This window comes from Paenibacillus sp. AGC31 (assembly GCF_057334655.1).
This window is the reverse complement of record NZ_JBHFJH010000024.1, coordinates 210144-235060: the sequence shown is the minus strand read 5'-3', so window position 1 is coordinate 235060 and position 24917 is coordinate 210144. Positions and strand designations below refer to the sequence as shown.

The window sequence follows — 24917 nt, the reverse complement described above, 5'->3', positions numbered from 1 at the left end:
AACAAACGGATTAGCGTAAGGATAGGGAGAGAACATGATGAAATCATTCCACGTATTTGGGCAGGATCTGAAGTCCGCCTTTAAGAAACCAAAAGTATTTATTCCAATTCTCGTTGTACTGTTCATTCCGGTGCTGTATAGCGGCCTGTTCCTGAACGCATTCTGGGACCCCTATGGCAAAATGAATGAATTACCTGTAGCCGTGGTCAACACAGATCAGGGTGCAGTCTACAATGACAAATCACTGGAGGTCGGTCAGAATCTGGTCGATGAATTGAAAAAAAGTGATGATTTCAACTGGCAATTCGTGACTCGTGAACAAGCAGAACAAGGTATGCAAAACAACACGTATTATATGACGATTGTGATTCCAGAGGACTTTTCCACCAAAGCAACAACCCTGATGGATGAGCACCCCGAGCCGGCCGACCTTATCTACGAACCCAATGAAGGATACAACTTCCTCGCGGGTCAGATTGGCGGCACGGCGGTCAAACAAATTCGCTCCAAAGTCGCTGCCAAAATCACAGAATCGTATACCGAAACGCTACTGGATCAGGTGGAGAAGATCTCTAGCGGTTTATCGGATGCCGGAGATGGTGCTAGCAAGATCAACGAGGGCGCAGCCAAGCTGGATAATGGTGCCTCTACTTTGAAAAAGAACCTGTCCAAACTGGCGGATGGAACCGACAAATTGGAAACAGGTATGGCACCATTAAAAGAGGGAACAGCTACCTTGGCACAAGGAATCGGTACGCTTCATGCAGGAGCCAGCTCCCTGTCGGATGGATTGTCCCAATTGGCGGCAGCAGGCACGAAACTGGGTAACGGTGCATTGCAGGCTGAAACTGGCGGCAAACAGTTACAGGCAGGTATTCAGTCCGCTCAAGAAGGCGCGGCTAAGTTGGATGCTGGACTGGAAGCTTCCGAACAAGGAAGTGCGAAGCTGGTAGCCGGATTGCAAACCTCAGTGGAAGGCAGCAGCAAAGTAAGTGAAGGTGCCAAGGCCGTTGCACAAGGGCTTGCCCAATTAGCCGAAGCAAGTCCCGATCTTGCCGCTAACCCGGCTGTTCAGCAATTACTGGCAGCAAGTCAGGCCGTTGCCGCTGGCAGCGAACAGGTCTATCAAGGTGGACAGCAATTAGTGGAAGGCAGCAAAAGCCTTCAGGCTGCGCAACAGCAACTGCATCAAGGCAGCAGTCAGCTAGTGCAGGGTGAACAGCAACTTTTACAAGGAGCAACACAATTATCAACCGGACATACGCAGCTTGCAACGGGCCTTCAACAATTTAACACCAAGTTGACCGAAGCAGCAGCCGGAGGAGCCAAACTTGCAGAAGGTTCGAGTCAGTTAAATACAGGTGCAGGCCAATTGGTTACGGGTATAAACCAGCTTTCAGACGGAATCACCACCATTACCGAAGGTTCCCGCAAGCTGGATGATGGTGCGGGAACATTAAAAGAAGGCACTACCAAATTAACCGACGGCTCTGGCGAACTTGCCATCAAGTTGAATGAAGCGGCTGAGCAGACGGGTAGTGTGAAAAAGACGGATGAGCTGGTAACCATGTATGCAGAGCCTGTTCAGGTCGATGAGCATAAATATAATGAGGTACCCAACTACGGTACAGGATTCTCGCCATACTTCCTGTCACTTGGGCTATTTGTCGGGGCATTGATTGCGACATTGGTTGTGCCAACACGCGGCAGCACGGTTAGCGAGGCAAGTGGCTGGAATTGTTTTGTGAGTAAAACGCTGGCTTTCACACTCATGAGTGCAGTGCAGTCCCTACTTGCTTCATGGCTGGTCTTATACGGCTTGGGTCTGGATGTTCAGAGCGTTCCATTATTCCTCTTGTTCAGCTTTGTTACCAGTCTAAGCTTCATGTACATCATTCAGGCACTGGTGACTTGGCTGGAGAATCCGGGTCGATTCCTCGCGATTCTGATGCTGATCTTTCAGCTTACCACCAGCGCAGGCACCTTCCCGCTCGAACTGATTCCAAATTGGCTGAAAGTGTTTAATCCATGGCTGCCTATGACCTATTCGGTAACAGGTTATAAAGCAGTTATCTCAAGTGGACAGTTCGGTGTGGCTTGGGATCAGATTGGTATTCTGTGCATCTTCGCCGTGATTGGCCTGGGAGGAACCTTAACGTATTTCCTGATGCCTCATACCACGGAGAACGCAAACGTCAGCAGTGAAGTCTCACTTCACCTGTAAAAAGTAAAATAAAAAGCAAAGGTGTATACTTAAGCTCCATCCTCTTCTACAGGAGATGTGAGCTAAGGTACGCCTTTGCTTTTTTTAGTTTTAGATACAATCTAAGTTTGCTAACTTCATATTTCTAGTATGTAGAGTAAATTTAAGAACTTGAGATAGCGAAACTAAACAATAGCACGAGCAAAATAAGTAATACATACATCGCTGTACCGATGATTCCACAAACAAGTCCAGCAATGGCCAATCCTCTGCCTTGCTCCATGCGAACTCTGATCTCTTTGAAGGCTAAAGATGCAAATATAATCGCGACGATTCCGATTAAAATTCCCACGTAAGGAATCGTGACGGACAGAATCCCCAGAACTAGTGATACAATCGACTTGCTATTGGTCTTTGGTACTACATAAGGCGGTGGTGGCAATGTGTCGTTATAATAACGATCTACATCATTTTCGTGATGTTCCAAGGTAAATCCTCCCTTTTCTTTAAGTATGTTCATTATAATCAATTATTAGGAAAAATAATATCCATATTGTGTTAATTATGAATTACCATTAGATTTATTTTATTCTCATCATCCCCGGACATATACCTACATCCACAAGCTTATAAATTGTACTTCAAGGATATGAATTTAAGAACCGTTTATCCGTGTGATGATATAAACCAAGAATACCTCTAACATATAGATATTATTATAGTCGTAATACTTTTCTGAATATCTTTGGGGGATCACTACGATGAAAATCGATAAAGTAATGAACATACTTATGATTGTGATGCTTCTACCTATTGCTCTATATCGAAATAATGTAGCTGTATTATGTTTTAGTATTGTTTTGTTTGGAATCATGAGTTACACCACTTATCGAATGCGAACACGTTGGAATGTAGTAACTTATATCGTGTTGACCCTTGTATTGATGATCTGGAACATATACCTGTGGACATAAGCCATTATTTCAAAAAAGAACGCAATCCCTTATTATCAACGGATTGCGTTCTTTCACATCATATAATTTGAGGTTTCTTCTACCTCTCCACTTCCACCCGCTGCAAAAACGTCCGGGTACGTGCAAGCTTTGGATTGCCGAAGATCTGTTCTGGAGGCCCCGCCTCTGCGATCTCGCCGTTATCCATGAAAAATACACGATCCGCAACGTCACGGGCGAAGCCCATCTCATGCGTGACGATTAACATCGTCATATTTTCCTGCGCCAGTTGTTTGATTACACGTAACACTTCCCCGGTCAGCTCTGGATCGAGTGCCGACGTTGGCTCATCAAACAGGAGGATATCCGGTTGCATCATGAGTGCTCGGGCAATAGCTACACGCTGTTTCTGTCCACCGGATAGATTGGCCGGATAGGCATCGGCCTTGTCCGACAGCCCTACTTTTCCAAGTAATTCAAGACTGCGATGTCTGATGACGCTTGAACTTTCTTTTTTCAAAGTCTTCGGTGCGAGTTCCAGATTAGCCTGTACGGTCAGATGCGGGAACAAGTTAAAATGCTGAAACACCATGCCCATGCGATCCGTAATCTTGCGAATATCCGCGGCACCTGCGTAACGGCCATTATCGACCAACGTCTGATCCTGAATGCGAATCGTTCCGCCCGAAATATCCTCCAGATGAATCAGGCTGCGCAGCATCGTACTTTTCCCCGAACCAGAAGGCCCGATCACGGCAATTACTTCGCCTGGTTCCACGTTGAAGGATACCTGTTTCAGCACATCAAGTGTGCCGAATGATTTTCTCAACTGATTTACTTCTATTATATGTGTCATATGCAGACAGTCCTTTGATTGATCAGATTTAATTTATTCAAATGAAAACCGCTTCTCAAGTGCCTTGAACAGCACGGTGAGTACAAGTGTCATGAGCAGATACATAACCGCCGCCACGAAGAAAGGTAACAGCTTTATGTCGCGATTTACCGCCGCTTGGGCGTAATACAACAGCTCAGGCACAGCCACGGCATAGAGCAGAGCCGTATCCTTGATGAGCGTAATGGACTCATTGGCCGTTGCAGGCAATACTACACGAATCATCTGAGGAATAATGACTTTGGTCATCGTCTGCCACTTCGTTAATCCAAGGACCTTGGCTGCTTCATGTTGCCCCTTATCAATGGAAAGCAGTCCGCCCCTGAAGATTTCAGCGAAGTACGCCGCATAGTTCAGGATGAACGCAATCCCCGCTGCAACAAAACGATCAAACACCAGATACTCTCCAATCACCGGAAGCAACGGTAAACCGAAGCAGAAGAATAGAATTTGGAGCAGTAGCGGTGTTCCTCGCATCACGTATACATACGTATGGGCAATCCACGCCAGCAGTTTAATCTGGCTTCTCATCGCAAGCGTGACCGCAAATCCAAGCGGTACAGATAACACGATCGCTAGCAAGAACATGAAAATGGTGGTCTGCGCACCCTCTAGCATCGGTTTTAAAATGGTCGATAAATAATCCCAACTCATTGTTTCGTCTCCTCTAATCTGTTAACCCCGCATTCCTCTGGGGCATAAATCGCTCCAGCATGGAATACGGGGTCCGTTTTGTTTCTAACTATATATCAGGTGTGTAACCTGCCTATTTCAGAACCTTATCTTCACCCAACCATTGGGCGGAGATTTTAGCCGCTGTTCCGTCTGCATTCAGCTCATCCAGCGCTTTTTGTAGCTGATTCAGAAGCTCTTCATTTCCCTTTTTGATACCAATGCCATATTGTTCCGGTGCAAGAGATTCATCCAGCAGTTTGAATGTTCCCTCTTCTTTGGACATGTAGTATCTCGCTACCACTTCATCAATGATGACCGCATCCAGACGTTTTGTCTTCAGATCCGTCAGTGCAAGCACGTTATCCTTGAATTCGGAAGCTTTCACTTTATCCTTCAGAGGACTTGCTGCCAATGCATCTGCCGCGGAGGACAGCGCCTGCAATCCCACATTTTTGCCATCGAGTTCATCCAGCTTTGTGATTGGCGAGTCTGCCAAGGTAATAGCTACTTGGCTGTTTTCCAGATACGGCTTCGTGAAGAGCACTTTCTCTTTACGCTCATCCGTAATGGTGTACCCGTTCCAGATCATATCGATCCGGCCACTGTTCAGCTCTGATTCTTTGGAAGACCAGTCGATTGGCTGGAATGTGATTTCTTTACCCATTTTCTCCGCTGCAGCTCTTGCGTAATCAATATCAAAACCAACAATTTCATTTTGCTCGTCCCGGAAGCCCATTGGAGCAAACTTGTCATCAATTCCTACAACAATCGTGTTATCGTCTTTGCTTGCGGAACTGGAACAACCAGCCACAATCAATACACATATACTAATGAATAATAGTAGAATCGCTTTTTTTCTCATCTCTCGAACCCCTCCATGTCTATAACCAAAACCCAAACGCTTTAGTTCGTTACCACGTTATCAGAGATTTATAATAACATAGCATGGGAGAAGAGTCGAGTCTCTTGCCTATTTCCTTCTATTTCATGCAGCTTAATTGTCAACAATCTGTGAAAAAGCCTTTTTCACTTGTGCCGGTTCTACCAGCTTCTCGCGTACAGTCGAATTCCATAGCTCCAGGTTCTGAAGCTCCTTTAATTCCGTACCTGTCCATTGTTGGGCAGATTCACGACGTAAGGTATGGCTGGTATTCTCAAACTGGTAGACGATCTGCTCCAGATTATCAATCATAACAAAGTTCGCAACCGCATTATATACAAGTATCCGCTCAAGTTCCTCTGCATCCATCTCACGCGTATCCAAGCTATAATTCACTTGGACCGTGAACGTCTCCGGGTACAGTTGGTAACCATTCAATCTTTCACGTAAAGGTAAAGCCTGATTCAGATGACTAAGGTTTGAATTATCACCCATGTAGGGACTGCGATATTTGGCTAAAGCGGCAAAATCATGTGTCAGCGGATTCTGCTGCTCTTCCTCGTACCGAGCCTGTTTCGCCTCGATCTTCGGATTAACGTAGCCTTCAACAATCACTAAGCCAATGATGCCCAACACAACAAGTGTTATAATCCATATGTTTCTAATTCTCATAACGCATCACTCACTTCATACTTACTAACGATCCGATACGCCCGATGCACTACCAAAGGGATAATAACGCTTAGTAACGGGATGGCAAAGGCAATGACGATCACAGCAAACTGGTAGGGTCCATCCACCTGAATGGGTCGATTAAACCAGATGTTGCTTCCGAATCGCAACGCTGCCTGCGTTCCCCATAGTACGAGTATTAATGCCGCCCACAACCACCATATCCTGCGATTCCACTGCACTAAGGCAGGGATTCGAATAACCGTGGTTTTCACGGAAGTTGCAGAATCGTTCGTCTTGTTGATCAACAGATACAATACATACATGCCACCAACAATGAGACTCACGATCATAAGCAGATTGTTTATGGCGGAGCCTTGCATCAGCACTCTCATTGGAATGGTAATGATCCAGGCTATGAGGCTATAAATCAGAGCAGACTGCAACAACGCTGTCCAGTAAGGAACACGTTGTACCCTTCGATGGTCACTCATCACTTCATCCATACCAGCGATATGCTGAATGGCGGTCTGGAACGCCTTCTCTTCACTCATACCCTGCGAGATATAATCGTCAATCCGCGCAGCGAGATTGCTGTGAATCTCTTCTTTTAATTCTCGATTGTCTAATGTATCTTGTGCGTGAGCGAACAAACGATTCACATGACGAGTGATGCGAGCTTCCAATCTCATAGGTCTTCATCTCCTTTTTCTCCAGTGACAATCATGCAATCAATCAGTGCCTTGGCTGCTTGCCAAGCATGAACCTGCTCTCTATAGGCTTCAAGGCCTTGCGTTGTAATTCGGTAATATTTGCGTCGTCCTCCCTGCGTCTCTTCCCCCCAGTAGGACTCCACATATCCACTCTTCTCCAGCCTCTTCAAACTGGAATAAAGCGTAGGTTCCTTCAATTCAAACTGCTCTCCGCTCTTACGGTAGATCTCCTTAATAATGCTGTAACCATAGTTATCTGCGGGTATAAGTACACTCAGAATGATGGGGTCAATATTGCCCCGAATCAGATCACTGTTAATCACTTGCACATCCATCTACGAGTTTCACCGACTTTCTTCCGTCCTGTGTATACTATAAGACACATTACTATGTCTGTAAAGGTAATATGTATCACATGGTAAATATGCATCGCAAGAGTAACACTAGCAACATTCCTCTCTTGCAAATAAAATTCTTCAATACGATAAGAACATTGACCACATTGTTATTTCTTTCAACTTTGCTTATATTATCCGGCTGTAATCCTACTCCAAGTCATGGTACAAACAAAACTGCCTCACCCTCAACAACCAATGCAAATCAAGCCAAAACGGAATTAAAACAAAATCAGGAACTGCCTACACCAGTGATACAGACTGAAAGTGGCACTCCTATTCCTGCTATACAGGGCAGTTATTGCTGGGAAAGTATGTGTGCAGACTATGCAGGTCATATGGAACTGCTGGAAGGTCAAGTACCTGTCTCCGTGTTGGTAGGCGAGAATATATCTATTCATCTGGGTACAAATGTACCACCTGACGAGTTAACTCTTGTCGAATATGTAAATGGAGTGGCACGTCCCATCTCTTTGCGAGAAGGTTCATTCCAGTTAGCGCAGGAAAAAGGTACTCATTATTATGGAGCCTTTGCCCGCTGGACTTCCTCTCAAAATTCGCAGGTTTCCTTGGGTGATACCTCTTTTGCCTTTGTTATCCGTGGTGTCGAAAAAAAATAGAAATAAACAGGCCCCTCCAATTTTGGAGAGGCCCTTACACATTTTTATCTAATGCTGCACTTTCTCGCGATCTTTCCCTTTATCGGATTCACCCGCGTTTTTGTTGGCAGCATCGCGATCCTGTTTCATCTCTTCCACCGTTTTCACCTTAAGACGTGCTGCACCTTCATATTCCTTTGTTGGAATAAGGTCGCCAGCAGCAAGTCTTGCTTCTGCAGCTACAATCGCATCCCCATACTGCGGCAACCACTGGGCCTGCGCAACTAGCATCTCATCGACCATCTGCCAGATCTCTTTCGGATTACACACGGCACCCACGAGCGGGTCCATCATGAACGCCTGACGAAGTAATTTGTCGTCTCCGTTCACCGCTGCTTCAACCGCAAGACGTTGCACGGAAATACTCACATTACATACCGCAGCCGGACCAAGTGGCAGATCGCCTACATGAGGCATGGAGATGCCGTTGCGGTCCACATATCCCGGTGCTTCAATAATCGCATCATCCGGCAGGTTCGAGATTACTCCATTATTAATGGTATTGAAATGTCCACGATAGACACGTCCCGTCTCCAGACCTTCGATAATATACGAACCGTGCTCCTCGCCCCGTTTTTCCGGAATGAATTGCATCGGTTCATCCTTCATCCAGTTAGGAAAATCAGTCTCAAACCAGTTGCGCCCCTCTGTACACACCCGCAGATAACCACCTGTCTCTCCGTTGATCCAATTGCCCAGGTCGATCCATTCGTTAATCTCTTCCGGACGTTTGCGGTACCACGGCACATATTCACTCAGGTGACCATTCGATTCTGTGCTGTAGTAACCGAAGCGGCGCAGCATATCGATCCGCACTTTCTCAGTGCGGCTGTACTCTGGATGTTTCTCGAAGGCTTCGAGCAGATCACCTGTAAGGTCTTTGCCCTCATGAGACGCTTGAATATACCAAGTCTGATGGTTGATGCCGGCACAGACAATATCCACTTCACTCTTTTTCAATCCAAAAGCTTCCGCAATCTGATGATGACCATGCTGTACGCCATGACACAGTCCAATCGTCCGCACACCACCATATTTGTTGCATACCCAAGTCAACATCGCCATCGGATTGGAATAGTTCAAGAGCAGCACGTCGGGTGCACTCTGTTCACGAATATCTTTACAGATGTCCAGCATCTCGGCGATTCCGCGTTGTCCATACATAATGCCGCCTGCACACAGCGTATCGCCGACACATTGATCTACCCCATACTTCAGTGGAATGTCCACATCGGTTGCAAATGCTTCCAGTCCCCCTACACGAATCGTACACAGTACATACTTCGCATCTTTTAACGCTTCTTTCCGATCTGTTGTCGGCTGAATCTGAATATTCAATCCATTCTCACGGATATCCCGCTGACACAGCTCAGTCACCATGTCCAGATTGTGTTGGTTAATATCGCAGAACGCAATTTCAATGTTGTTAAACTCTGGTACCGTGAGCAAATCCCTTAACAATCCCCGTGTAAATCCGATACTTCCTGCCCCGATAAACGCCACTTTAAACGACATCCCTATGTCCTCCCCTAATCCGAATCTTTCGCTTCGGTTAATGACTCTCTTCATGAAATCATTGTACCAACCGCAAATAGGGAAGCGTTATCAAAATCATGACCTGTTCATGATCTTGTTGTCAAAAATCCTAACTTAATCTTCTGACTCGATGAAACAGCCGTACCTCTGCTACAACTGACTGTAGCTAATGAGTTGAATACCTTGTTCTGTCACATATTCTTTCAACGCTGGATTCATCAATAAAGCAAGATCGTGCTCCCGTTCATCTACCAGAGATGAGATATTGCGTAATTCTTCATCTGCATATCCTGGATGTCCAGCAATTTCAACGATATATTCTGTATCCTTATACTGCTCCAGCACGCTGCGAAACCATGATTCCTGTAGAGAAGGCATAGCTGGATCACCACATAACCTATCTGTAGACCGAATACCTGCATCCGCCAGCTTCCCCTCAAACTGGCCAGATAAGAGGTCATCTCTTCTCATAGGAACGTTATACTCCCGAGCCAGTTCCATCACCAAATCAAGAATTTGCGTATCTTTAATACTCACCCCATGATGGGTATCCAGATGATTTAACTTCAATCCGGAAGCCAAAAACTTCTCGATTTGTGCCTTCAACTCCGTGCGCACTTCCCCAGGATCATAGGATGCAGGAATAAGCCCAGGTTTTCGATAGAAACGACCCGACTTGTCGACGATACTCTGAACTGCTGATGCTTCCAGCACCGGAGCCATGAATGTCAGATTCAAATGAACGCCCATAGCCGTGATGCCTGCTTCAAGAGCCATGACACTACTCTTCTCAAAATGTACCGAATTCACCAACGCCGAGGTATCTGTAATCAGACCCTGTTTCATCCCATGAAGGATGCCTTCGCTTACTCTCATGGTGATGCCATAATCATCTGCATTAACAATCAGCTTCATTTTGCTCCTCCCCTTCTCTGTATCCATTTATGATCGAACAGACAACAGCTCGTCTGTTGCAGCAACTGTCCCTTCTGACTGCAACGGCGTAATGACGCGGAATTGATCAGAGTTCGTTACAACAATCGGAGTCGTCAGTTTAAAGCCTTCGTTCCGGATCTGATCCAGATCAAATTCAATCAGTACCTCCCCCTTACGGATTCGGTCACCTTGCTGAACTTTCTGTGTAAAATACTTCCCTTTTAATCTCACCGTATCTATGCCGATATGCATGAGAATTTCGACGCCTTCATCCGAAGTAACCGCAATGGCATGTGCGCTTTTCATTGTTACAGAAACAACGCCGTCTACCGGGGACACCAGCTGACCTTTGGACGGAATGATCGCTACGCCTTTACCCATCGACTCTGAGGAAAACACGACATCCTCCACTTCACGAAGTGTAATAACAGTGCCTTCAAGCGGACTGGTAATCAAGCTTTCCATCGCTGCATTCGTGTGTACATCAGGAGCTTCAGTCCCCCGATCATTTTTCTTACTCTCGTAGCCAAACAGCACCACGCACAAGGCTCCGCCCGCAATGGCAGTCAATACACCAATAATGTAATACAACATCGGACTCTGAGCAGGCAGGGTGAACACATTAAGGAAGAAATTGAACACAACCAACTTCACGCCGAGATAACCCATCAGACCACCGCCAATGGCTCCAGCGGCCACCAGATAAATGAGTGTTTTGCGGTAACGCAGAATGATACCGTACAGAATTGGTTCAGTAACCCCTGACAAAATTGCAGAAAGGAAAGACGAGCCGCTTAAAGCCTTGAGATCTTTATCCTTTGTTTTCAGGAATACCCCGAGACCGATACCCATGGAAGCAGCTACCGATGTTGCCGCAAGGGGTGCAATGAGATCTCCCCCAGCGCTTAGGTTCCCCATAATAATAGGCACCGTCGCCCAGTGTAATCCAAGCAATACGAGAAAAGACCAGGTACCCCCAAGAATAGTCCCTGCGATGACAGAGTTGCTGTTAATCAGGAAATTAACAATATTTCCAATCCATTGGCCCACATATTGCCCGAATGGACCAATCAACATGGCTGTTAGTGGTACCATAATGACGAGTGACAGGAATGGAACTGCGAACAGCTGCACATTTTTGTGCATGATTTTCTTCAAAAACTTCTCCAAAACCGCATAGATGCTAACGGCGATAAACATCGGAAAGACCGACGAAGCATAGTTCATTAACGATACGGGTATCCCGAGAAAATGAGTGGTGCTTCCTGCTGCTGTCAAAGCCGTAAAATTCGGTTCCATCAATGCGGCCCCGATCGCCGCTGCCACATAAGAATTCACATTTAGAACTTTGGCAATCGTGATGCCGAGAAGAATCGGCAGGAAATAAAAGATCGAGTTCCCCGCCGCAGCCAATATAGCGTATGTTCCACTATCCACAGCGATCCAGCCTGCTCTTTCAAGAACAATTAACAGAGCCTTAACTAGCCCTGCTCCAGCAAATACCGGGATTAATGGCGTTAAACTACCCGATATCAGGCCAAAGATGGCTGAACGGATGCTCCTTTTTTCTTTCTCTGAGCTTCCATCGGACCCTGCTCCGTCGAATTCCCCTTCGGCAACGATATGTTTGTACACCTCGGAAACATCATTACCTACAACAACCTGAAATTGCCCACCGCTTTCAACAACCTTCAGGATGCCTGCTGTGTTTTCCAATATGTCTGCATCAGCCTTTCGGTTATCGTTCAAGACAAATCTTAAACGGGTAGCGCAGTGAGTCAGCGATTGAATGTTATCCTTTCCTCCAACGCGGTCTACAATGTTTTGTGCTAATTTGAGATGATCCATGTTGTTCCCCCCATACATTTGTTTAATTCCTACAGTTCACGTCTTGACTCCATCATTTCGAATAACATATTACGATGGCAAAATAAAAACCTGAACTGAAGCTCGTCTACTGACCTTAGTCAATACACAAGCCTCAATTCAGGTTTCGCCTGCCGAACAGTCACAATCCCTTAATATATAGTTGTATCAGTATTCCTTCATTCTTCCGTCAGATCCTGCTCACGGTTCGTGACCCGGTGAATGTGGATCATGAAATAAACCATTTCCTCATTCGTTGTTTTCTTCTCGTAATTAATCTCCAGGTAGTTTCTAATCTTTCTGGCGCACGCATACGATTCGGGGTACTTGTCCTTTACATGATCATACAAAGAATCTCTCTCTTCCGGAATCAACTCATCATGTAGAATTCTGTAAGCAAAATACCGCAGATGTGTGAGGAAACGGCTATAATTAATCGAGCTTTCGTCCAGTTTAATTCCAAAATGATATTTCACAATATTCGCCAAATCATTAACAATCTTTGTCATCTGATAGGTTTGTTTCATATCCTGTCCTCGCTGCTGTGCATTGACAAAATGTAGGGCAATGGAACCTGCCTCATCCTCCGGCAGTTTCACACCTGTTTTCTGTTCAATAATGTTCAGCGCATTCAGGGCAACTTCATACTCGGCTGCATAGAACTTTTTGATCTCCCACAGCAAAGCATTCTTGACAATAATGCCTTCTGGAAACCTTCTTATCGCGAAACTGATATGATCCGTCAGGGTGATGTAGATGTTATCACTGAATTTGAGGGCAAGCTGTTGTTCGGCGTATTCAATAATTTCATTCGATAACTCCAGATGTTCGGTTGGAATCTCACCAATCAGACCCATCAGTTTGTCAGATGTTGCTTTTTCAACCACAAACTTTTTCTCTACCTGCGAGAAATCAATCACATCACTGTTATGTTTGTTATACCCAATCCCTTTTCCCATCACGATCATTTCGTCCCCGTTATCATCCGTCAGTAAAATCACATTGTTATTAAAGATTTTCCTGATCTTCATCTGCATCACCCCCAACTCATCACACGCTCATCCCATTAATATTCCATTAGAACTTCAAAAAAATCTCCCATAAAAAAAACCTAAATTGAAGCAGCAACATGTACAACTCATGTCTACTACGAACAATTTAGGTATCGCCTGCCGAACAGTCACAATCCTGAATATATGAGATTAACCACTACATTATCGACGAATCTGTTACTTCTGAACAAAGGATATCATGAATACCCTTTCAGTTCAACATTTAGTTTCTACCATGCCTTGTCAGCCCCAGGTGTTGCGCCTACTCCGATTCCTCCGGGTAGCTCCACTCTATTCGCTCCATGGAACCCCTGTATTGAACAGGTGTCTTACCCGTATACTTTTTGAAAAGCATATGAAAATACTGCCGACTCCCCACACCAACATAGTCTGAAATTTCGGAGATGGGAATATTGGACTGTTGTAACAACATCTTGGCCTTTTCCATTCGAAGCATCGTCAGGTAGTCGGTAGGTGTGCGCTGCGTGTGCTGACGAAAAATACGATGTAAATAACCTGGATGCAGATTGACGGCTGCCGCGATATCCTTCATCTGAATGTTGCGATCCATATTGTGATGCATGAATTCAATGGTTCGTTTGACATACAACTCCGCCTGATCTGGCGCACTCCGGCTCATTTCTCCGCGCAGACGCGCAACACGGACCAGCAACTGGATAAACAGCGTACGCACCAGCATGCCCTGTTCCGGGGACGAGAGATTGCGCGCCTCGCGGTGATACAACCTTTCCTCTGGTGGAATGATCTTCATCGGCACAGTTGATCTTCCTTGCTCCAGTAGACCACGCTGATCGAGTTCCAACACCAGACTTTTCATAATGTGATACACCTCTTCCGGGTCAGGCAGTACCAGATATGGCGAAGCATTAGTGAGTAGAGTGTGAACTTCTTCCTCTTCCAGCGCAAGCTGGCGGATGGATAGCTGTCCGGGAGACGAGGTGGAGAAACCAAACTCCACATTGAGCATCCGGCAAGGGACACCATCTTCCACCAGCAAACGGTGCGGGACACCTGCGTCGAGCATAATGAACTGCCCTTTTTTCAAAACGGTCTGCTCCGAACTCCCATCCGACATCTGCACATCCACCCGGCACATTCCCGAAATAATATACATGATCTCTGTGGAATCATGATGGTGATAGGACATACGATAGTTGTCCCACTGCTTGTAATAGTACGCGTAGAAACGCGGCCCGCAGTCCTCTGTTCGCAATGCCTCCTGGTACAGGCTTCCTGTCCAACGCTTTCTGATGCTCATGTCCATGCCTCCATTCCTGCGACGATCGATCCTCAATTTTCTCCATTGTAACAATTCCGTAGGTTGAATATAAACTGTCTTCGTTAAAAGCTTTATTGCATTGTTAAATTAGATAAATATATAATTAGTATATCATCTAATTATCTGTGTAAATTATCTATACTTAAGGAGGTTTCCACGCATGAGTACCACCTATCATCTCGTGAGACATGGTCTCAAAGAACGACGAATCGGTGATGTCTCCCTCACTTCCGAAGGGGTCTTACAAGCCGAAGCCACGGCACTTCATTTTGCCAGAGCTACCTTTCCCGTTACTAAAATCCTTACCAGCCCACTTCGACGAGCCCAAGAAACCGCAAATATGATTGCCCGCCACACCCATTCCCATATAACCGAAGATCCTCGCCTGCGCGAACGTGCCAATTGGGGCGATTGCCCCGATCAGTCATTCGAAGAATTCATTGCAATGTGGGATCGATGTACGTCTGATCCAGATTACGTTCCAGCCGTGGGAGACTCGGCCAAACAGGCTGGTGAACGTCTGGCCTCCCTCCTAACCGCATTAGCTAATGAAGAGCCAGAGAACAGTAACATTATTGTGGTTGCACATGGTGGACTCATTACTGATTTTCTGGTGCAAACCTTTAGCGAGGGCGAGCTTAACGTCTGGCATTCCAATTTTATAGCTATGCAGAACCAATTGATCCCCGAGTGCTCCATTACCACATTGATCTATGATCAAGGAAATTACACCATTAAAGCGTTCGCTTCTACCGAGCATTTAGACTCCAACGATGTAAAAGAATGACGTAACATGGGTGGCTGGGAACTCGCCAAGGTCTGTTTCGCAGATCCTAATGTGAAGAAAGCTCTGAAACCTCCATGTGCTATACACATTGGGATTCCAGAGCTTCCAAGCTTCGATGCTAACTCTCAAAACTAACGATGCTTCCTTACGTTACAGCCTGATCTTGAACATGTGTTATGTTGCTATTGCTCATCCGGTCTGCTTACTTTCCACCCTTACCTGGCGTGTAAAACTTAGGCAGCGTTACTTTGGACCAGTCAATATCCGATGCCATGTAGAAGGACGGATAGGAAGGCTGGTTGTATCCACTGTTCTGTCCGGCAATGCCCACACGATACATCGCATCATGCATCAGCGTGTACAATTTGCGGTCCGTTTTCTCGGTACTCAGATAGATACGAATCGCTGAACTGTCCGTGGTTCTCACCAACATCTCTTCCCGCCAATCCCCGAAGATATCAGCTACGAGAGAAGGTGTACCTTTGGTGTGATTGTTGGTCAATGTGCCTGTTGCCGTCAGCAACGTGCCACGATTCCAGTCTTTGATTGTAGGTGTGACGTCGATGGCACCATCAACGATCTGTGTCGTCATATCACCAGCCCAACGGATATTCATATTCGTTCCCGGCATCTGATCACTGATTTTCTCACCCTTAGCTGTCCACAAGCCTACAGCCCATGTCTCCAGTCCACGACGAGTCGGATCAACATCCCCCACCATGCCGCGACCGGTATCTTTCCCTGTGTATCCACCGTAGATCACTTCTCCGGTCTTCGCATCACGCAGGGAATAGCCGTACGGCGCCCACGGGCCGCCCTCGTGAACCATGAAAATCTCAAGTCCCGGACGATCCGGGTCGATATCTGCCACATGAAGTGCGTCCCCATGACCCAGACGGGCAATGGTTCCCGGCGCAGCACTCTCGGCAGGCATCAGGTCTGTGGAGCTGTACAGCACGCTGCCGTCATGATCAATCGTAGCGGAGCCATAGATAATCTCCTGTTTGCCGTCTCCATCCACATCCGCCACACTGAAATAGTGCGCTCCCTGGGTTGTTATGGAGCCATACTGCGGATCTGTGCCATCCACACCATGCGGTCCGTCATTGAATGGGTTCTTCATTGGCGTCCAGCCGCTGTCCACTTTCCATTCCTTTTTCAGCTTCTTGCCGTCCCAATTGTAGGCAACCATCGTCGAACGTGTATAGTATCCGCGTGCAAAGATTGCAGACGGTTTCTTGCCGTCCAGATAGGCCACTCCTGCCAGGAAACGGTCCACTCGATTCCCCGGTTCAATCCGTGCCATGGCATAATCGCCCCACATCAGACCATCATCATGACGCTCGGGTTCATATGGAATGGTCTCCAGCTCTTTGCCTGATTTTCCTTCAAATACCGTAACATACTCCGGTCCATCCACGATAAAACCTTCAAACTTGCGCAGCTCATTTCGGTTACTGCGTTCTACCGCATACACATCAATGAAGTAGTCGGCCAGGCTCTCGGCATCTTGCTGAGATAATGGGTAGTTATACTTTTTCTCCATTCCAAAAGCCTCTTCCAATGTCGCAGGCCAGTTGCCCTTCACAACCTCATCATGTTTATGCCAGTTCTTGAACATATCCACCACGTGATCGTAGTAACCATCCGCACTTAAACGATAATCATCTTCGTTCGAGTACCCTGCCTTGCGATCCTGCTTGGGAAGTGTGATGTACTTCTCGGAGGTTACTTTTCCTTTTTTGTTATATTTAATAATCTTTGTGCCCGGAGCGGTCTTAAACATCATCTCGGCTTTGCCATCCCCGTCAAAATCGTAAACGAGCATCTGTGTATAATGAGCACCTGCACGGATGTTGACCCCAAGGTCGATCCGGTACAACAATTGTCCGTCCAGGGTGTAAGCATCAATATAGGTTTTACCGGTGTACCCTTTTTGCGATACGTCCTTGGCGTTGGAAGGGTCCCATTTGACGAAAAACTCATATTGGCCATCCCCATCCACATCACCCACGCTCATGTCATTGGCGGAATACGTATAGGCTTCTCCTGCTGGCGTCACGCCATCAGCCGGTTTTTGCAGTGGAATGTCCACATATCCGTTCGCCCAAGGTTTGACGGATGCACTGCGTTTGCTTTCCTTGCCCTTCTTGTTCACCGCTGCCACTTCATAACGGGAAGACGATTTACCCGCGGCATCAACATAGTTGGTGCTGTCGGTGACGGTAGCGATCTTTTTGCCATCACGATAGACGTTGAAGTCCGTACCTGTCAGCCCGTTGTCGCTGTACCCTGTGGCCTCATCACCAAGCAATCTCCAACTGAGAAAAACACCTTCAGATGTCGATGCAGCCACCAAACCCCGATCCAGATATTCCAGTTGAATCTCTTTCACGTGACTGCCCCCCTTATGTGATTGCAGGCTGGCCTCCGGCGCCCCATTACCGTTCGAAGCTTCCGCTCCCGTAACGCCAGCTGTTCCTCCAATGAGCAAAGCTACGCTGAGTGCCGAAGAGAGCACCTTGGCTGCAAGTGGCATACGTGCCTTCCTGCGACCTGATTGTCGACCTGACACCGATCCCTTATGTACCGGCGCTGTTGTTCCTGAGTTCATCCACCTTCACGCTCCTTGAGACAGAATAGGTGACGCATATACACATTGATAATGATTGGACGTTCGATAATTCATAGAGGCCTTCTTCGAAAGAAGGTTTCAACCCGCAATGATTACGCTTACAAAATTAAAAAAGAGAAATCAGCTTGCCCGACTACCAGAGTACGGTCCCCCTTCCATTCTCTTTCCAATCCGAGCGAGGTGATCTCGCCCATCGGGTTCTATTATAGACATCCTGCTTACCAGACCCTAGGCAAATATCCGTCCAAAACGATCAATAATCAGTGTTTATAGGAGACATTTTGAAAAAAAGTACTTGCAACTGTGAGGGATAGCCGCTCCGGTTACGAATCGTTCTTATGATCGCTGTTATCTCCGGATTTTCTTCTATCCCTTTTCCAGATGACTCTTGTAATGCATAGCAAAAAACCGCGATCCTCTAACACACAGAGGATCGCGGTTAAGACAGTTACAAATAAAGTTTAAGGCTCAATGCCCCATACCAGGTTTCCACCTTGGTAGAGTGTTACCTTGTTCCAATCCTGATAGGATGTTTTCGTTGGATCGAAGGAGTAGTCATTCGTCTCGTCCAAGTTGGACCAGTCTGTTTTGTACATGCGAAGCTGGATGTCTCCAGTCTGTCCACCAGCCTGAATGCTGCCAGCGCCAGATGTGAAGCTCAGCTCCACATACGAATCTGTGAAGGTCCGCTGGATATTGGCTCCGCCAACTTGAGCGTAATCGATGGCAGAATCCATCGCAGCTGAGCCTTCTTTGGAGAAGTAATACCGGATCTTCAGATCACTCAGATTCACAGCAGTACTGCCCAGGTTTTTGATGTTGAAATACGGTTTGATCTGGCTATCTTGAGCATTGGTATCTCCAGCACGATATTGCACGACAAGATCACTGGTTGGTACAACGACACTTTGAGGTGTCGCGGAAGCTACAGCGGAATCGGCACTTTGCCCTGCAGCATTCACTGCACTTACCACATAATGATACGTTGTGCCGTTCGTCAGGGCAGTGTTGGTGTAGGACGTGCCACTCACATTCGTGGCGATCGTTGTGAACGGACCTGATGCACTCAGCGCGCGTTTCACATCATAACTTGTTGCACCTGTAGAAGCGGTCCACGTCAGGCTCACCTGTGCATTGCCTGCGGTTGCTGTGAGAGCAGTCGGTGCTGCTGGCGCCGTCACACCTGCAACGGGTGTAGCTGTTGCTGTTGCAGAGTTAACACTTTCACCTACTGCATTTGTTGCTGTTACCACATAATAATAGGTTGTACCATTGATCAGGCCGGTGTTGCTGTAAGACGTTCCACTTACATTAGCTGCAATTGTTGTGAATGGACCTGATGCACTCAGTGCCCGCTTCACACTATAACTTGTAGCCCCTGTGGAAGCAGTCCACGTCAAGGAGACCTGGGCATTACCGCCAGAAGCCGTCAATGCTGCTGGTGCTGCCGGAGCTGTTGTTCCGCCCGGAGGGTTGCCTCCACCGTTACTGGCAGGCAGTACAGGGAATGCGTTTTTCACCAGTGCCACGAATTGATCATGGAACCAGTGGCCCGATACTGGGGCATTAGGCAATGCACCTGTTAATACACCATCCCGCGTTGTGAAGGTTGGATCACACATCCGGTCGAAACCTTTGCCTTCGTTATTCGGAATTTCAGAGCTGGAGCCATCGGATTCACCAGGAGGTTTCACCCATACATAAGCATCCAGATGCGCTGGTCCTGGTGCAGCCTTAGGTGCTTCACCAATACCTGCGCCACTGGCATTACACCAGTTCCCCCGATGCTCCCGGCGATCTACACGTCCGGTATTCACATAATCGTTGATGTTGCTGCCCGTAGCAGATGCTGGACGGTCTACCCCGCCCCAGCCATTCCGGCTAGTATCAATCAGGAAACCTGTACTGCTTGGCCAGCCAGCTTGTACAAAATCGGCATACAGCGCAGCGGTGAAATCGGTTTCGTCAAAATAAGGATTCCACTCATAAAACTTGGCAGATTTAATCGGTTGTCCACCGATATTGAGATCAGGGTTAGACAGGTTCGGCTCCCCCAGCGGTGTGGTGTTCGCTGTATTCGTAATGAAGCCATCTGCACTGCTCAGACCCGCGGCTGTCCCTTGCACAACACTTGTATACAGCGCGACTGCTGCAGAACGGTTGTTATCCCATCCAAGCCAGCCGGAATGGCCGATATCCAGATAGTTGTACACATTCGGAATGGCGTGCAGCTTGTCCAATGCATACTTCACACCCGCCTCATAGATACCTGTTGAGCTGGCTTGACCACAAGCTGGTGTACTCAGGTTGGTCACAAGGTTAGGCAGACTGTCCGGTTCAATGACGGCAATAATACGAATATCCTGATACTTCGGATCTGCAAAGATATCTGCAATGACATCAATATAATCTGTTTTATATGTCTGCAGTGCTGCCTGTGTTAGTGGAAGTTCACCATTCGATGCGAGTGCATGACAATCCCGTCCAGGCAAGTTATAGATAACAAATGAAGCCGTTATAGGCGTACCCGGTTTCTTTTGAGCGAGAACGGCATCCAGATGTTGCTCTACACTTTTGCGACCAGCGTTGTCCGTCCCGCCATAGATTGCAGCAATCCGGTCAACCCATACTGCGGTTGGGTACGATTTGACTGTCTCCATCTTGGCCTTCAACGATGCATCATTGGTCATCGCAATGGATGTATCCACGAGAGCTGAATAATCCTCGTTCAGATAAGCGGTTGCCCCTACAAATGGATTATCCACATGTGCTTCAGCGGCCTGAGTCAAGCCTGGAGACAGTCCAGGGAAAATCCCCGCAGCGAGCAGCGTTGCTGCAAGCATTTGTTTTACACCTTTGCGCAGGATCTTCTTACCTCTCGATTTGGTTTTCAATTTAGTCTTCATAGTTCCACCTTTCCTTTAGTTAGATTGGGTTGTACTCATGTCTGATCCTCTGTGTCATTATGATGCTTCGCACGAAGAGAACGTTCGGATGAGTTGGTTGTATCACCTCCAAAAGAAATGGTTGTATAACTGGAATCTTGAGCAAACAAATAGTGTGTGAGGGCGAATCATGCGAATGAGTATAATATGGTGGGTGTGGTTGTACGTGTGTTAGACATGAAGAAGTGTGAAAAAAGACTTGTGGGATGTCTGATTCCTAAATTTGGTAAGCGCTTTCTTCAAGCAGTTAAAAAAAAGGTCTTCGCCTATCCATCTACAAACATGATGTTCGGTGTCACCTCCTTATGTTCTAATTATACGACATGTAAATATTACTGTAAATTGAATTATATAAATTTAATTATATTTTTTTCCATAATTCAGGCAGGAATCTGAACATCCCTTGCCCCTCACCACAGTAAAGGCTCATCATGGCCATATGCCACAATGAACCTTGTGTTTTTCAAGGTCGAATCGACCGCTCGTCTAGCTAGTCATTACATATAATGCCTTGTTCATAGTTTCCTACGTCTACGGTAAAACGACAATGTCTCCCGGTTTCAACCCACTAACCACTTCCGTCTTGTCCCCCGTTTCCATTCCAGCCTGGATCGTCAGCGGCTCTGTCTGTCCATTGCCTTTGTCTAACAGTACGTAAGGCTCGGTCTGATCCCGCATAATCGCGAGACTGGACACTACCGTCACTTTATCCTTCCGCATTGTCTCGATATCGCCTTCCAGACTCACGCCTCCATACATTCTGGCGTCCGGCTTCAGATCAATGACCACGTCAAACTGTGAAGCTTGCTTGAGGTCCGTATCGGTACTCTTGCGGGCGAATTTGGATACCTTACTCACCTTCCCGGTGAATTGCAGGTCTTTCTGCGCTGTCATTCGCACCTTAACCGGCATCCCCACCTTGAGCCTGAACATTTCTTCCTCACCAACGATCGTCATAAATTTCAGTTTGCTGATGTTTGTAATGGATCCGATCAGCTGTCCTTCCGTCACCGCACGTGTCTTGCTATCCTCTTCATTCATCTGAAATATACCGGAAGCGGAAGCATATACAACAGACTTACTTATTACTGCCTGCTTTTTCTGTATCTCTTTCTCCTTGAGGACCAGCGCTTTCTGATTCAACTCATTCGTCAGGCGTTTACCTTCCCGATCTGCAAATGCCTTCTTGCGCTCCTCTTCCGTCACGCCAAGCGACTCGCTCATATTCGCCTGATCCAGGCTAACCTGATTCATCTTATTTTCCAGCTGGGCTTTCTCCAGATCACTCTGCAACTGTTCAACTTCTGTTTGCAACGTGGAAGTATCGAGGGTGAACAGGATATCGCCTTTGCTCACCTGCTCACCACTTTTCACGTTCCACTGCTTGATGTTGGAAGCATACGGAGCGAAGATATCCGTCTGATCGGTGTATACGGATTTCCCCTTCACCTGTATCGTTTGCGTCATCGTTTCCTGTGTCACATCAAAGGTAATCGGGGGTGGCATCTCTATAGGTGCCTCCGGTTTTGGCTTGTACTTTTCATATGACCAGTACCCCGCACCTGCCAAAAGTACAACGGTGATGATGATTTTAATCCATTTCTTCATGTGCCCCATTTCCCTTTCGCTGATAAAATTACATCGATTTGATCACAGTTAATGCATTGGTCCGAGATGCGCTGATTGCCGGATATATACCCGATACAATGCCAACCAGAACAGCAAAAACGATGCCCAGTGGCAGAGCCGACTGCTGAATAACGACGGTCATCGGACCATTCATCTGATCTGCCATCTGACTCGCCAGCAGACTGTTCACCCCGCCGAGGGCAGCAAAGGCAATCCCCACACCAGCCACACCGCCCATTAATCCAAGCATCGCTGCTTCCGTAATAAACATCTGGCGGATTTGCCACAGATTTGCGCCCAGCACCTTCATTACACCAATCTGCTTACGCCGTTGATGCGTAGACATAATCATTGCTACAATAATGGATAATGAGGCCAGCAGCATGATAAAACCACCGATGCCCAATGCCGCTTTTTGGTACATCGCCAATTGACCTGACATCGCTTCCTCCTGGAACAGATTGCTCTGTGTGTTTAACGTTAGCTTTTGGATCTGTTCTTCCACCTGAGATACATAGCGTTTATCCTCTACCTTGACCAAGGCCGAGTTAAGATGTTTGGCCGAACTATTGTCTGTCTGTTGCAATCCAAGCTCATCCTGCAATGCACGAGCTGTATCGAGTGGCAGATATACTTTTTTGTCACCCTGAGCAGTCATATCATCCATATTGGAGGGTTTCATTAGTTCTCCAGATACACGTATGGAGCCGCTCATTCTGGTTTTGCTTGCATTCACAAAGTCTTCATATCGAAATTGAACATGCTGCTGGACGAGCTGATCCTGCTTCGATGCAATCGCCATATACTCTTCCAAAAGCGCATTGTTGTATGGATCAGCATTCAACTGCTCGAATAACTTCTGAGTTACTTTCGGGTCTACGAGTCCAAATGCGGTCCCATAACTGGTCACCGCCATACGACCATCTTCCGCACCACGCCCCTCAGCATACTTGTATCCAAACCCACCCAGGGTCTCCAGCTGAGTACCAATGACCTCAACATAGGTACTGCGACCATCTGGAAGCACCATTTCCAGCGAATCCAGCTTTAACATGGGAGCCACGGCAACCACATGGGGGAGCCTTTGGATAATCTGGATCTTTTCCAACGTCAACGCGCCCCGTTCAAACTTCGATGTCTGACCGCTCCCCTTGCCGTTCCCTGTACGAATGCCTTCATTGGGCGTAATCGTAATCTCATCCATCTTGTAATTGTCGTTTAATGTTCTCTCGCTATAGGTCTGTACGGACTGCCCCACACTAAGTGCAATGATCATGGCGGCAGAGCCGATGGACAGCCCCATCATGCACAACAGGGTGACCATTTTTCTGCGAATGATCTGTCCCCAGGCCATACGTGCTACATCCCGTATTCTCACATTTCCTCTCCTTTTGCCTCAAACTTTCCTTACAGCTTCTTCGACCAGTATCCCATGTTGCAGGGTAAGAACGACCTGCATCTGCTCGGCGACCTCTGCTTCATGTGTCACAATCACAAAGGTTGTATTCATATCCCGGTTAAGCTGCTGCAAAATCGCAATAATCTCTTCCTCCGTCTCGGTATCCAAATTTCCTGTCGGCTCATCTGCAAAGATAACCGAGGGTTCGGTAATGAGCGAGCGTGCAATACTGACACGTTGTTGTTGACCGCCCGACAACTGGGACGGGAATAAGCTTGCCTTTTCCCCCAGTCCAACCTGCTCCAACAGCTTCAATGCTTTTGCTTTGCGTTTCGAAGGGCTTACACCCATGAACACCAAGGGTAACTCTACATTTTCCCGGATCGTAAGATTGGACAGCAGCTCATAGGATTGAAAAATAAACCCGATATGATTGCGCCTGAACTCCGCCAGGCGATTTTCACTGAAACGTACAATATCTTGTCCAGCAATTAGAATCTTGCCCTGATCCGGTTTCATCAGCCCCGCCATCAGATTAAGCAGTGTAGACTTGCCTGAACCCGAACTGCCCAGCAGGGCCACCATCTTGCCTTCTCCAATCGTCAGGTTGATATCTTGAAGAACCGGCACGGTTCCCTGGCCATTGCGGAACGAGTGGGATAATTGTTCAACTTGAAGCATTGCTACATGTCTTCCTTTCTACTTACTAAATATGTACAGAGGTTGTTACGTAAAGATTCGCGTCGCACATTCCCTTTTATTATAGGTTCGAGATGTATCCGGGCTG

Annotated in this window: 21 protein-coding genes; 4 read left to right on the top strand and 17 right to left on the bottom strand. The window is 47.0% G+C overall.

Features of this window, described 5'->3' with window-relative positions; all coding sequences use genetic code 11:
• The first annotated feature begins 37 nt into the window (after positions 1-37).
• Positions 38-2224 carry a YhgE/Pip family protein gene (locus ACE04G_RS08820; protein ID WP_339185341.1) on the top strand — a complete coding sequence of 729 codons (2187 nt, stop codon included), beginning with the start codon at positions 38-40 and terminating at the stop codon, positions 2222-2224.
• 142 nt (positions 2225-2366) lie between these two features.
• Here the strand turns inward: ACE04G_RS08820 and ACE04G_RS08815 are convergent, their stop codons facing one another.
• Positions 2367-2690, bottom strand: a complete 324-nt coding sequence (locus tag ACE04G_RS08815; protein ID WP_449005249.1) for a DUF4190 domain-containing protein — start codon at positions 2688-2690, stop codon at positions 2367-2369.
• Positions 2691-2964: 274 nt separating this feature from the next.
• Here ACE04G_RS08815 and ACE04G_RS08810 point away from each other — a divergent pair, with 274 nt between their 5' ends.
• Positions 2965-3177, top strand: a complete 213-nt coding sequence (locus tag ACE04G_RS08810; protein ID WP_076213543.1) for a hypothetical protein — start codon at positions 2965-2967, stop codon at positions 3175-3177.
• Between the two features lie 79 nt (positions 3178-3256).
• Here ACE04G_RS08810 and ACE04G_RS08805 read toward each other — a convergent pair whose 3' ends face one another.
• The 6 genes from ACE04G_RS08805 to ACE04G_RS08780 all read right to left on the bottom strand — a co-directional run bounded on the left by ACE04G_RS08805 (position 3257) and on the right by ACE04G_RS08780 (position 7326).
• Positions 3257-4012 (bottom strand): amino acid ABC transporter ATP-binding protein, encoded by a 756-nt coding sequence (locus ACE04G_RS08805; RefSeq protein WP_339182415.1) that lies wholly within the window; start codon positions 4010-4012, stop codon positions 3257-3259.
• Between the two features lie 33 nt (positions 4013-4045).
• Positions 4046-4705 carry an amino acid ABC transporter permease gene (locus ACE04G_RS08800; RefSeq protein ID WP_221818950.1) on the bottom strand — a complete coding sequence of 220 codons (660 nt, stop codon included), beginning with the start codon at positions 4703-4705 and terminating at the stop codon, positions 4046-4048.
• A 112-nt stretch (positions 4706-4817) separates the two neighbouring features.
• Positions 4818-5588: an amino acid ABC transporter substrate-binding protein gene (locus ACE04G_RS08795; protein ID WP_237176757.1), complete on the bottom strand. Its 771-nt coding sequence runs from the start codon at positions 5586-5588 to the stop codon at positions 4818-4820.
• Positions 5589-5720: 132 nt separating this feature from the next.
• Positions 5721-6278: a DUF4825 domain-containing protein gene (locus tag ACE04G_RS08790; protein WP_339182411.1), complete on the bottom strand. Its 558-nt coding sequence runs from the start codon at positions 6276-6278 to the stop codon at positions 5721-5723.
• Positions 6275-6970, bottom strand: a complete 696-nt coding sequence (locus ACE04G_RS08785) for a permease prefix domain 1-containing protein (protein ID WP_339182409.1) — start codon at positions 6968-6970, stop codon at positions 6275-6277. Before ACE04G_RS08785 ends, ACE04G_RS08790 begins: the two co-directional genes overlap by 4 nt.
• Positions 6967-7326 carry a PadR family transcriptional regulator gene (locus ACE04G_RS08780; RefSeq protein WP_047841826.1) on the bottom strand — a complete coding sequence of 120 codons (360 nt, stop codon included), beginning with the start codon at positions 7324-7326 and terminating at the stop codon, positions 6967-6969. Before ACE04G_RS08780 ends, ACE04G_RS08785 begins: the two co-directional genes overlap by 4 nt.
• 80 nt (positions 7327-7406) lie before the next feature.
• On the opposite strand from ACE04G_RS08780, the gene ACE04G_RS08775 reads away from it, so the two are divergent.
• Complete coding sequence (locus tag ACE04G_RS08775; RefSeq protein WP_405131527.1) at positions 7407-8006, top strand: hypothetical protein; 600 nt, start codon at positions 7407-7409, stop codon at positions 8004-8006.
• 48 nt (positions 8007-8054) lie between these two features.
• On the opposite strand, the gene melA is transcribed toward ACE04G_RS08775, so the two are convergent.
• The 5 genes from melA to ACE04G_RS08750 all read right to left on the bottom strand — a co-directional run bounded on the left by melA (position 8055) and on the right by ACE04G_RS08750 (position 14714).
• Positions 8055-9560 (bottom strand): alpha-glucosidase/alpha-galactosidase, encoded by a 1506-nt coding sequence (gene melA / locus ACE04G_RS08770; protein WP_405131526.1) that lies wholly within the window; start codon positions 9558-9560, stop codon positions 8055-8057.
• Positions 9561-9731: 171 nt separating this feature from the next.
• Positions 9732-10496: a carbohydrate deacetylase gene (locus ACE04G_RS08765; protein WP_221818943.1), complete on the bottom strand. Its 765-nt coding sequence runs from the start codon at positions 10494-10496 to the stop codon at positions 9732-9734.
• 27 nt (positions 10497-10523) lie between these two features.
• Positions 10524-12365, bottom strand: coding sequence for a beta-glucoside-specific PTS transporter subunit IIABC (locus tag ACE04G_RS08760; protein WP_221818942.1), 1842 nt, complete (start codon positions 12363-12365; stop codon positions 10524-10526).
• A gap of 197 nt (positions 12366-12562) precedes the next feature.
• Positions 12563-13414: a BglG family transcription antiterminator LicT gene (gene licT / locus ACE04G_RS08755; RefSeq protein ID WP_221818941.1), complete on the bottom strand. Its 852-nt coding sequence runs from the start codon at positions 13412-13414 to the stop codon at positions 12563-12565.
• Between the two features lie 283 nt (positions 13415-13697).
• Positions 13698-14714 (bottom strand): AraC family transcriptional regulator, encoded by a 1017-nt coding sequence (locus ACE04G_RS08750; protein ID WP_221818940.1) that lies wholly within the window; start codon positions 14712-14714, stop codon positions 13698-13700.
• Between the two features lie 181 nt (positions 14715-14895).
• Here ACE04G_RS08750 and ACE04G_RS08745 point away from each other — a divergent pair, with 181 nt between their 5' ends.
• Positions 14896-15522 carry a histidine phosphatase family protein gene (locus ACE04G_RS08745; protein ID WP_221818939.1) on the top strand — a complete coding sequence of 209 codons (627 nt, stop codon included), beginning with the start codon at positions 14896-14898 and terminating at the stop codon, positions 15520-15522.
• A gap of 202 nt (positions 15523-15724) precedes the next feature.
• On the opposite strand, the gene ACE04G_RS08740 is transcribed toward ACE04G_RS08745, so the two are convergent.
• The 5 genes from ACE04G_RS08740 to ACE04G_RS08720 all read right to left on the bottom strand — a co-directional run bounded on the left by ACE04G_RS08740 (position 15725) and on the right by ACE04G_RS08720 (position 24811).
• Complete coding sequence (locus ACE04G_RS08740; RefSeq protein ID WP_221819300.1) at positions 15725-18061, bottom strand: rhamnogalacturonan lyase; 2337 nt, start codon at positions 18059-18061, stop codon at positions 15725-15727.
• Positions 18062-18618: 557 nt separating this feature from the next.
• Entirely contained in the window at positions 18619-21063 is a 2445-nt protein-coding gene (locus ACE04G_RS08735) for a glycoside hydrolase family 6 protein (RefSeq protein WP_221818938.1), read from the bottom strand.
• A 570-nt stretch (positions 21064-21633) separates the two neighbouring features.
• Positions 21634-22710 (bottom strand): efflux RND transporter periplasmic adaptor subunit, encoded by a 1077-nt coding sequence (locus tag ACE04G_RS08730; RefSeq protein ID WP_221818937.1) that lies wholly within the window; start codon positions 22708-22710, stop codon positions 21634-21636.
• A gap of 28 nt (positions 22711-22738) precedes the next feature.
• The gene (locus tag ACE04G_RS08725; RefSeq protein WP_221818936.1) at positions 22739-24109 is read right to left on the bottom strand and encodes an ABC transporter permease; all 1371 of its coding nucleotides are present in this window, start codon (positions 24107-24109) and stop codon (positions 22739-22741) included.
• 18 nt (positions 24110-24127) lie between these two features.
• Entirely contained in the window at positions 24128-24811 is a 684-nt protein-coding gene (locus ACE04G_RS08720; RefSeq protein ID WP_221818935.1) for an ABC transporter ATP-binding protein, read from the bottom strand.
• Positions 24812-24917 lie beyond the last annotated feature (106 nt).

Coding starts and splice junctions, on each gene's coding strand:
- ACE04G_RS08820 (WP_339185341.1), top strand. CDS start 38: ATGAAATCATTCCACGTATTTGGGCAGGATCTGAAGTCCGCCTTTAAG.
- ACE04G_RS08810 (WP_076213543.1), top strand. CDS start 2,965: ATGAAAATCGATAAAGTAATGAACATACTTATGATTGTGATGCTTCTA.
- ACE04G_RS08805 (WP_339182415.1), bottom strand. CDS start 4,012: ATGACACATATAATAGAAGTAAATCAGTTGAGAAAATCATTCGGCACA.
- ACE04G_RS08800 (WP_221818950.1), bottom strand. CDS start 4,705: ATGAGTTGGGATTATTTATCGACCATTTTAAAACCGATGCTAGAGGGT.
- ACE04G_RS08795 (WP_237176757.1), bottom strand. CDS start 5,588: ATGAGAAAAAAAGCGATTCTACTATTATTCATTAGTATATGTGTATTG.
- ACE04G_RS08790 (WP_339182411.1), bottom strand. CDS start 6,278: ATGAGAATTAGAAACATATGGATTATAACACTTGTTGTGTTGGGCATC.
- ACE04G_RS08785 (WP_339182409.1), bottom strand. CDS start 6,970: ATGAGATTGGAAGCTCGCATCACTCGTCATGTGAATCGTTTGTTCGCT.
- ACE04G_RS08780 (WP_047841826.1), bottom strand. CDS start 7,326: ATGGATGTGCAAGTGATTAACAGTGATCTGATTCGGGGCAATATTGAC.
- ACE04G_RS08775 (WP_405131527.1), top strand. CDS start 7,407: ATGGTAAATATGCATCGCAAGAGTAACACTAGCAACATTCCTCTCTTG.
- melA (WP_405131526.1), bottom strand. CDS start 9,560: ATGTCGTTTAAAGTGGCGTTTATCGGGGCAGGAAGTATCGGATTTACA.
- ACE04G_RS08765 (WP_221818943.1), bottom strand. CDS start 10,496: ATGAAGCTGATTGTTAATGCAGATGATTATGGCATCACCATGAGAGTA.
- ACE04G_RS08760 (WP_221818942.1), bottom strand. CDS start 12,365: ATGGATCATCTCAAATTAGCACAAAACATTGTAGACCGCGTTGGAGGA.
- licT (WP_221818941.1), bottom strand. CDS start 13,414: ATGAAGATCAGGAAAATCTTTAATAACAATGTGATTTTACTGACGGAT.
- ACE04G_RS08750 (WP_221818940.1), bottom strand. CDS start 14,714: ATGAGCATCAGAAAGCGTTGGACAGGAAGCCTGTACCAGGAGGCATTG.
- ACE04G_RS08745 (WP_221818939.1), top strand. CDS start 14,896: ATGAGTACCACCTATCATCTCGTGAGACATGGTCTCAAAGAACGACGA.
- ACE04G_RS08740 (WP_221819300.1), bottom strand. CDS start 18,061: ATGCCACTTGCAGCCAAGGTGCTCTCTTCGGCACTCAGCGTAGCTTTG.
- ACE04G_RS08735 (WP_221818938.1), bottom strand. CDS start 21,063: ATGAAGACTAAATTGAAAACCAAATCGAGAGGTAAGAAGATCCTGCGC.
- ACE04G_RS08730 (WP_221818937.1), bottom strand. CDS start 22,710: ATGAAGAAATGGATTAAAATCATCATCACCGTTGTACTTTTGGCAGGT.
- ACE04G_RS08720 (WP_221818935.1), bottom strand. CDS start 24,811: ATGCTTCAAGTTGAACAATTATCCCACTCGTTCCGCAATGGCCAGGGA.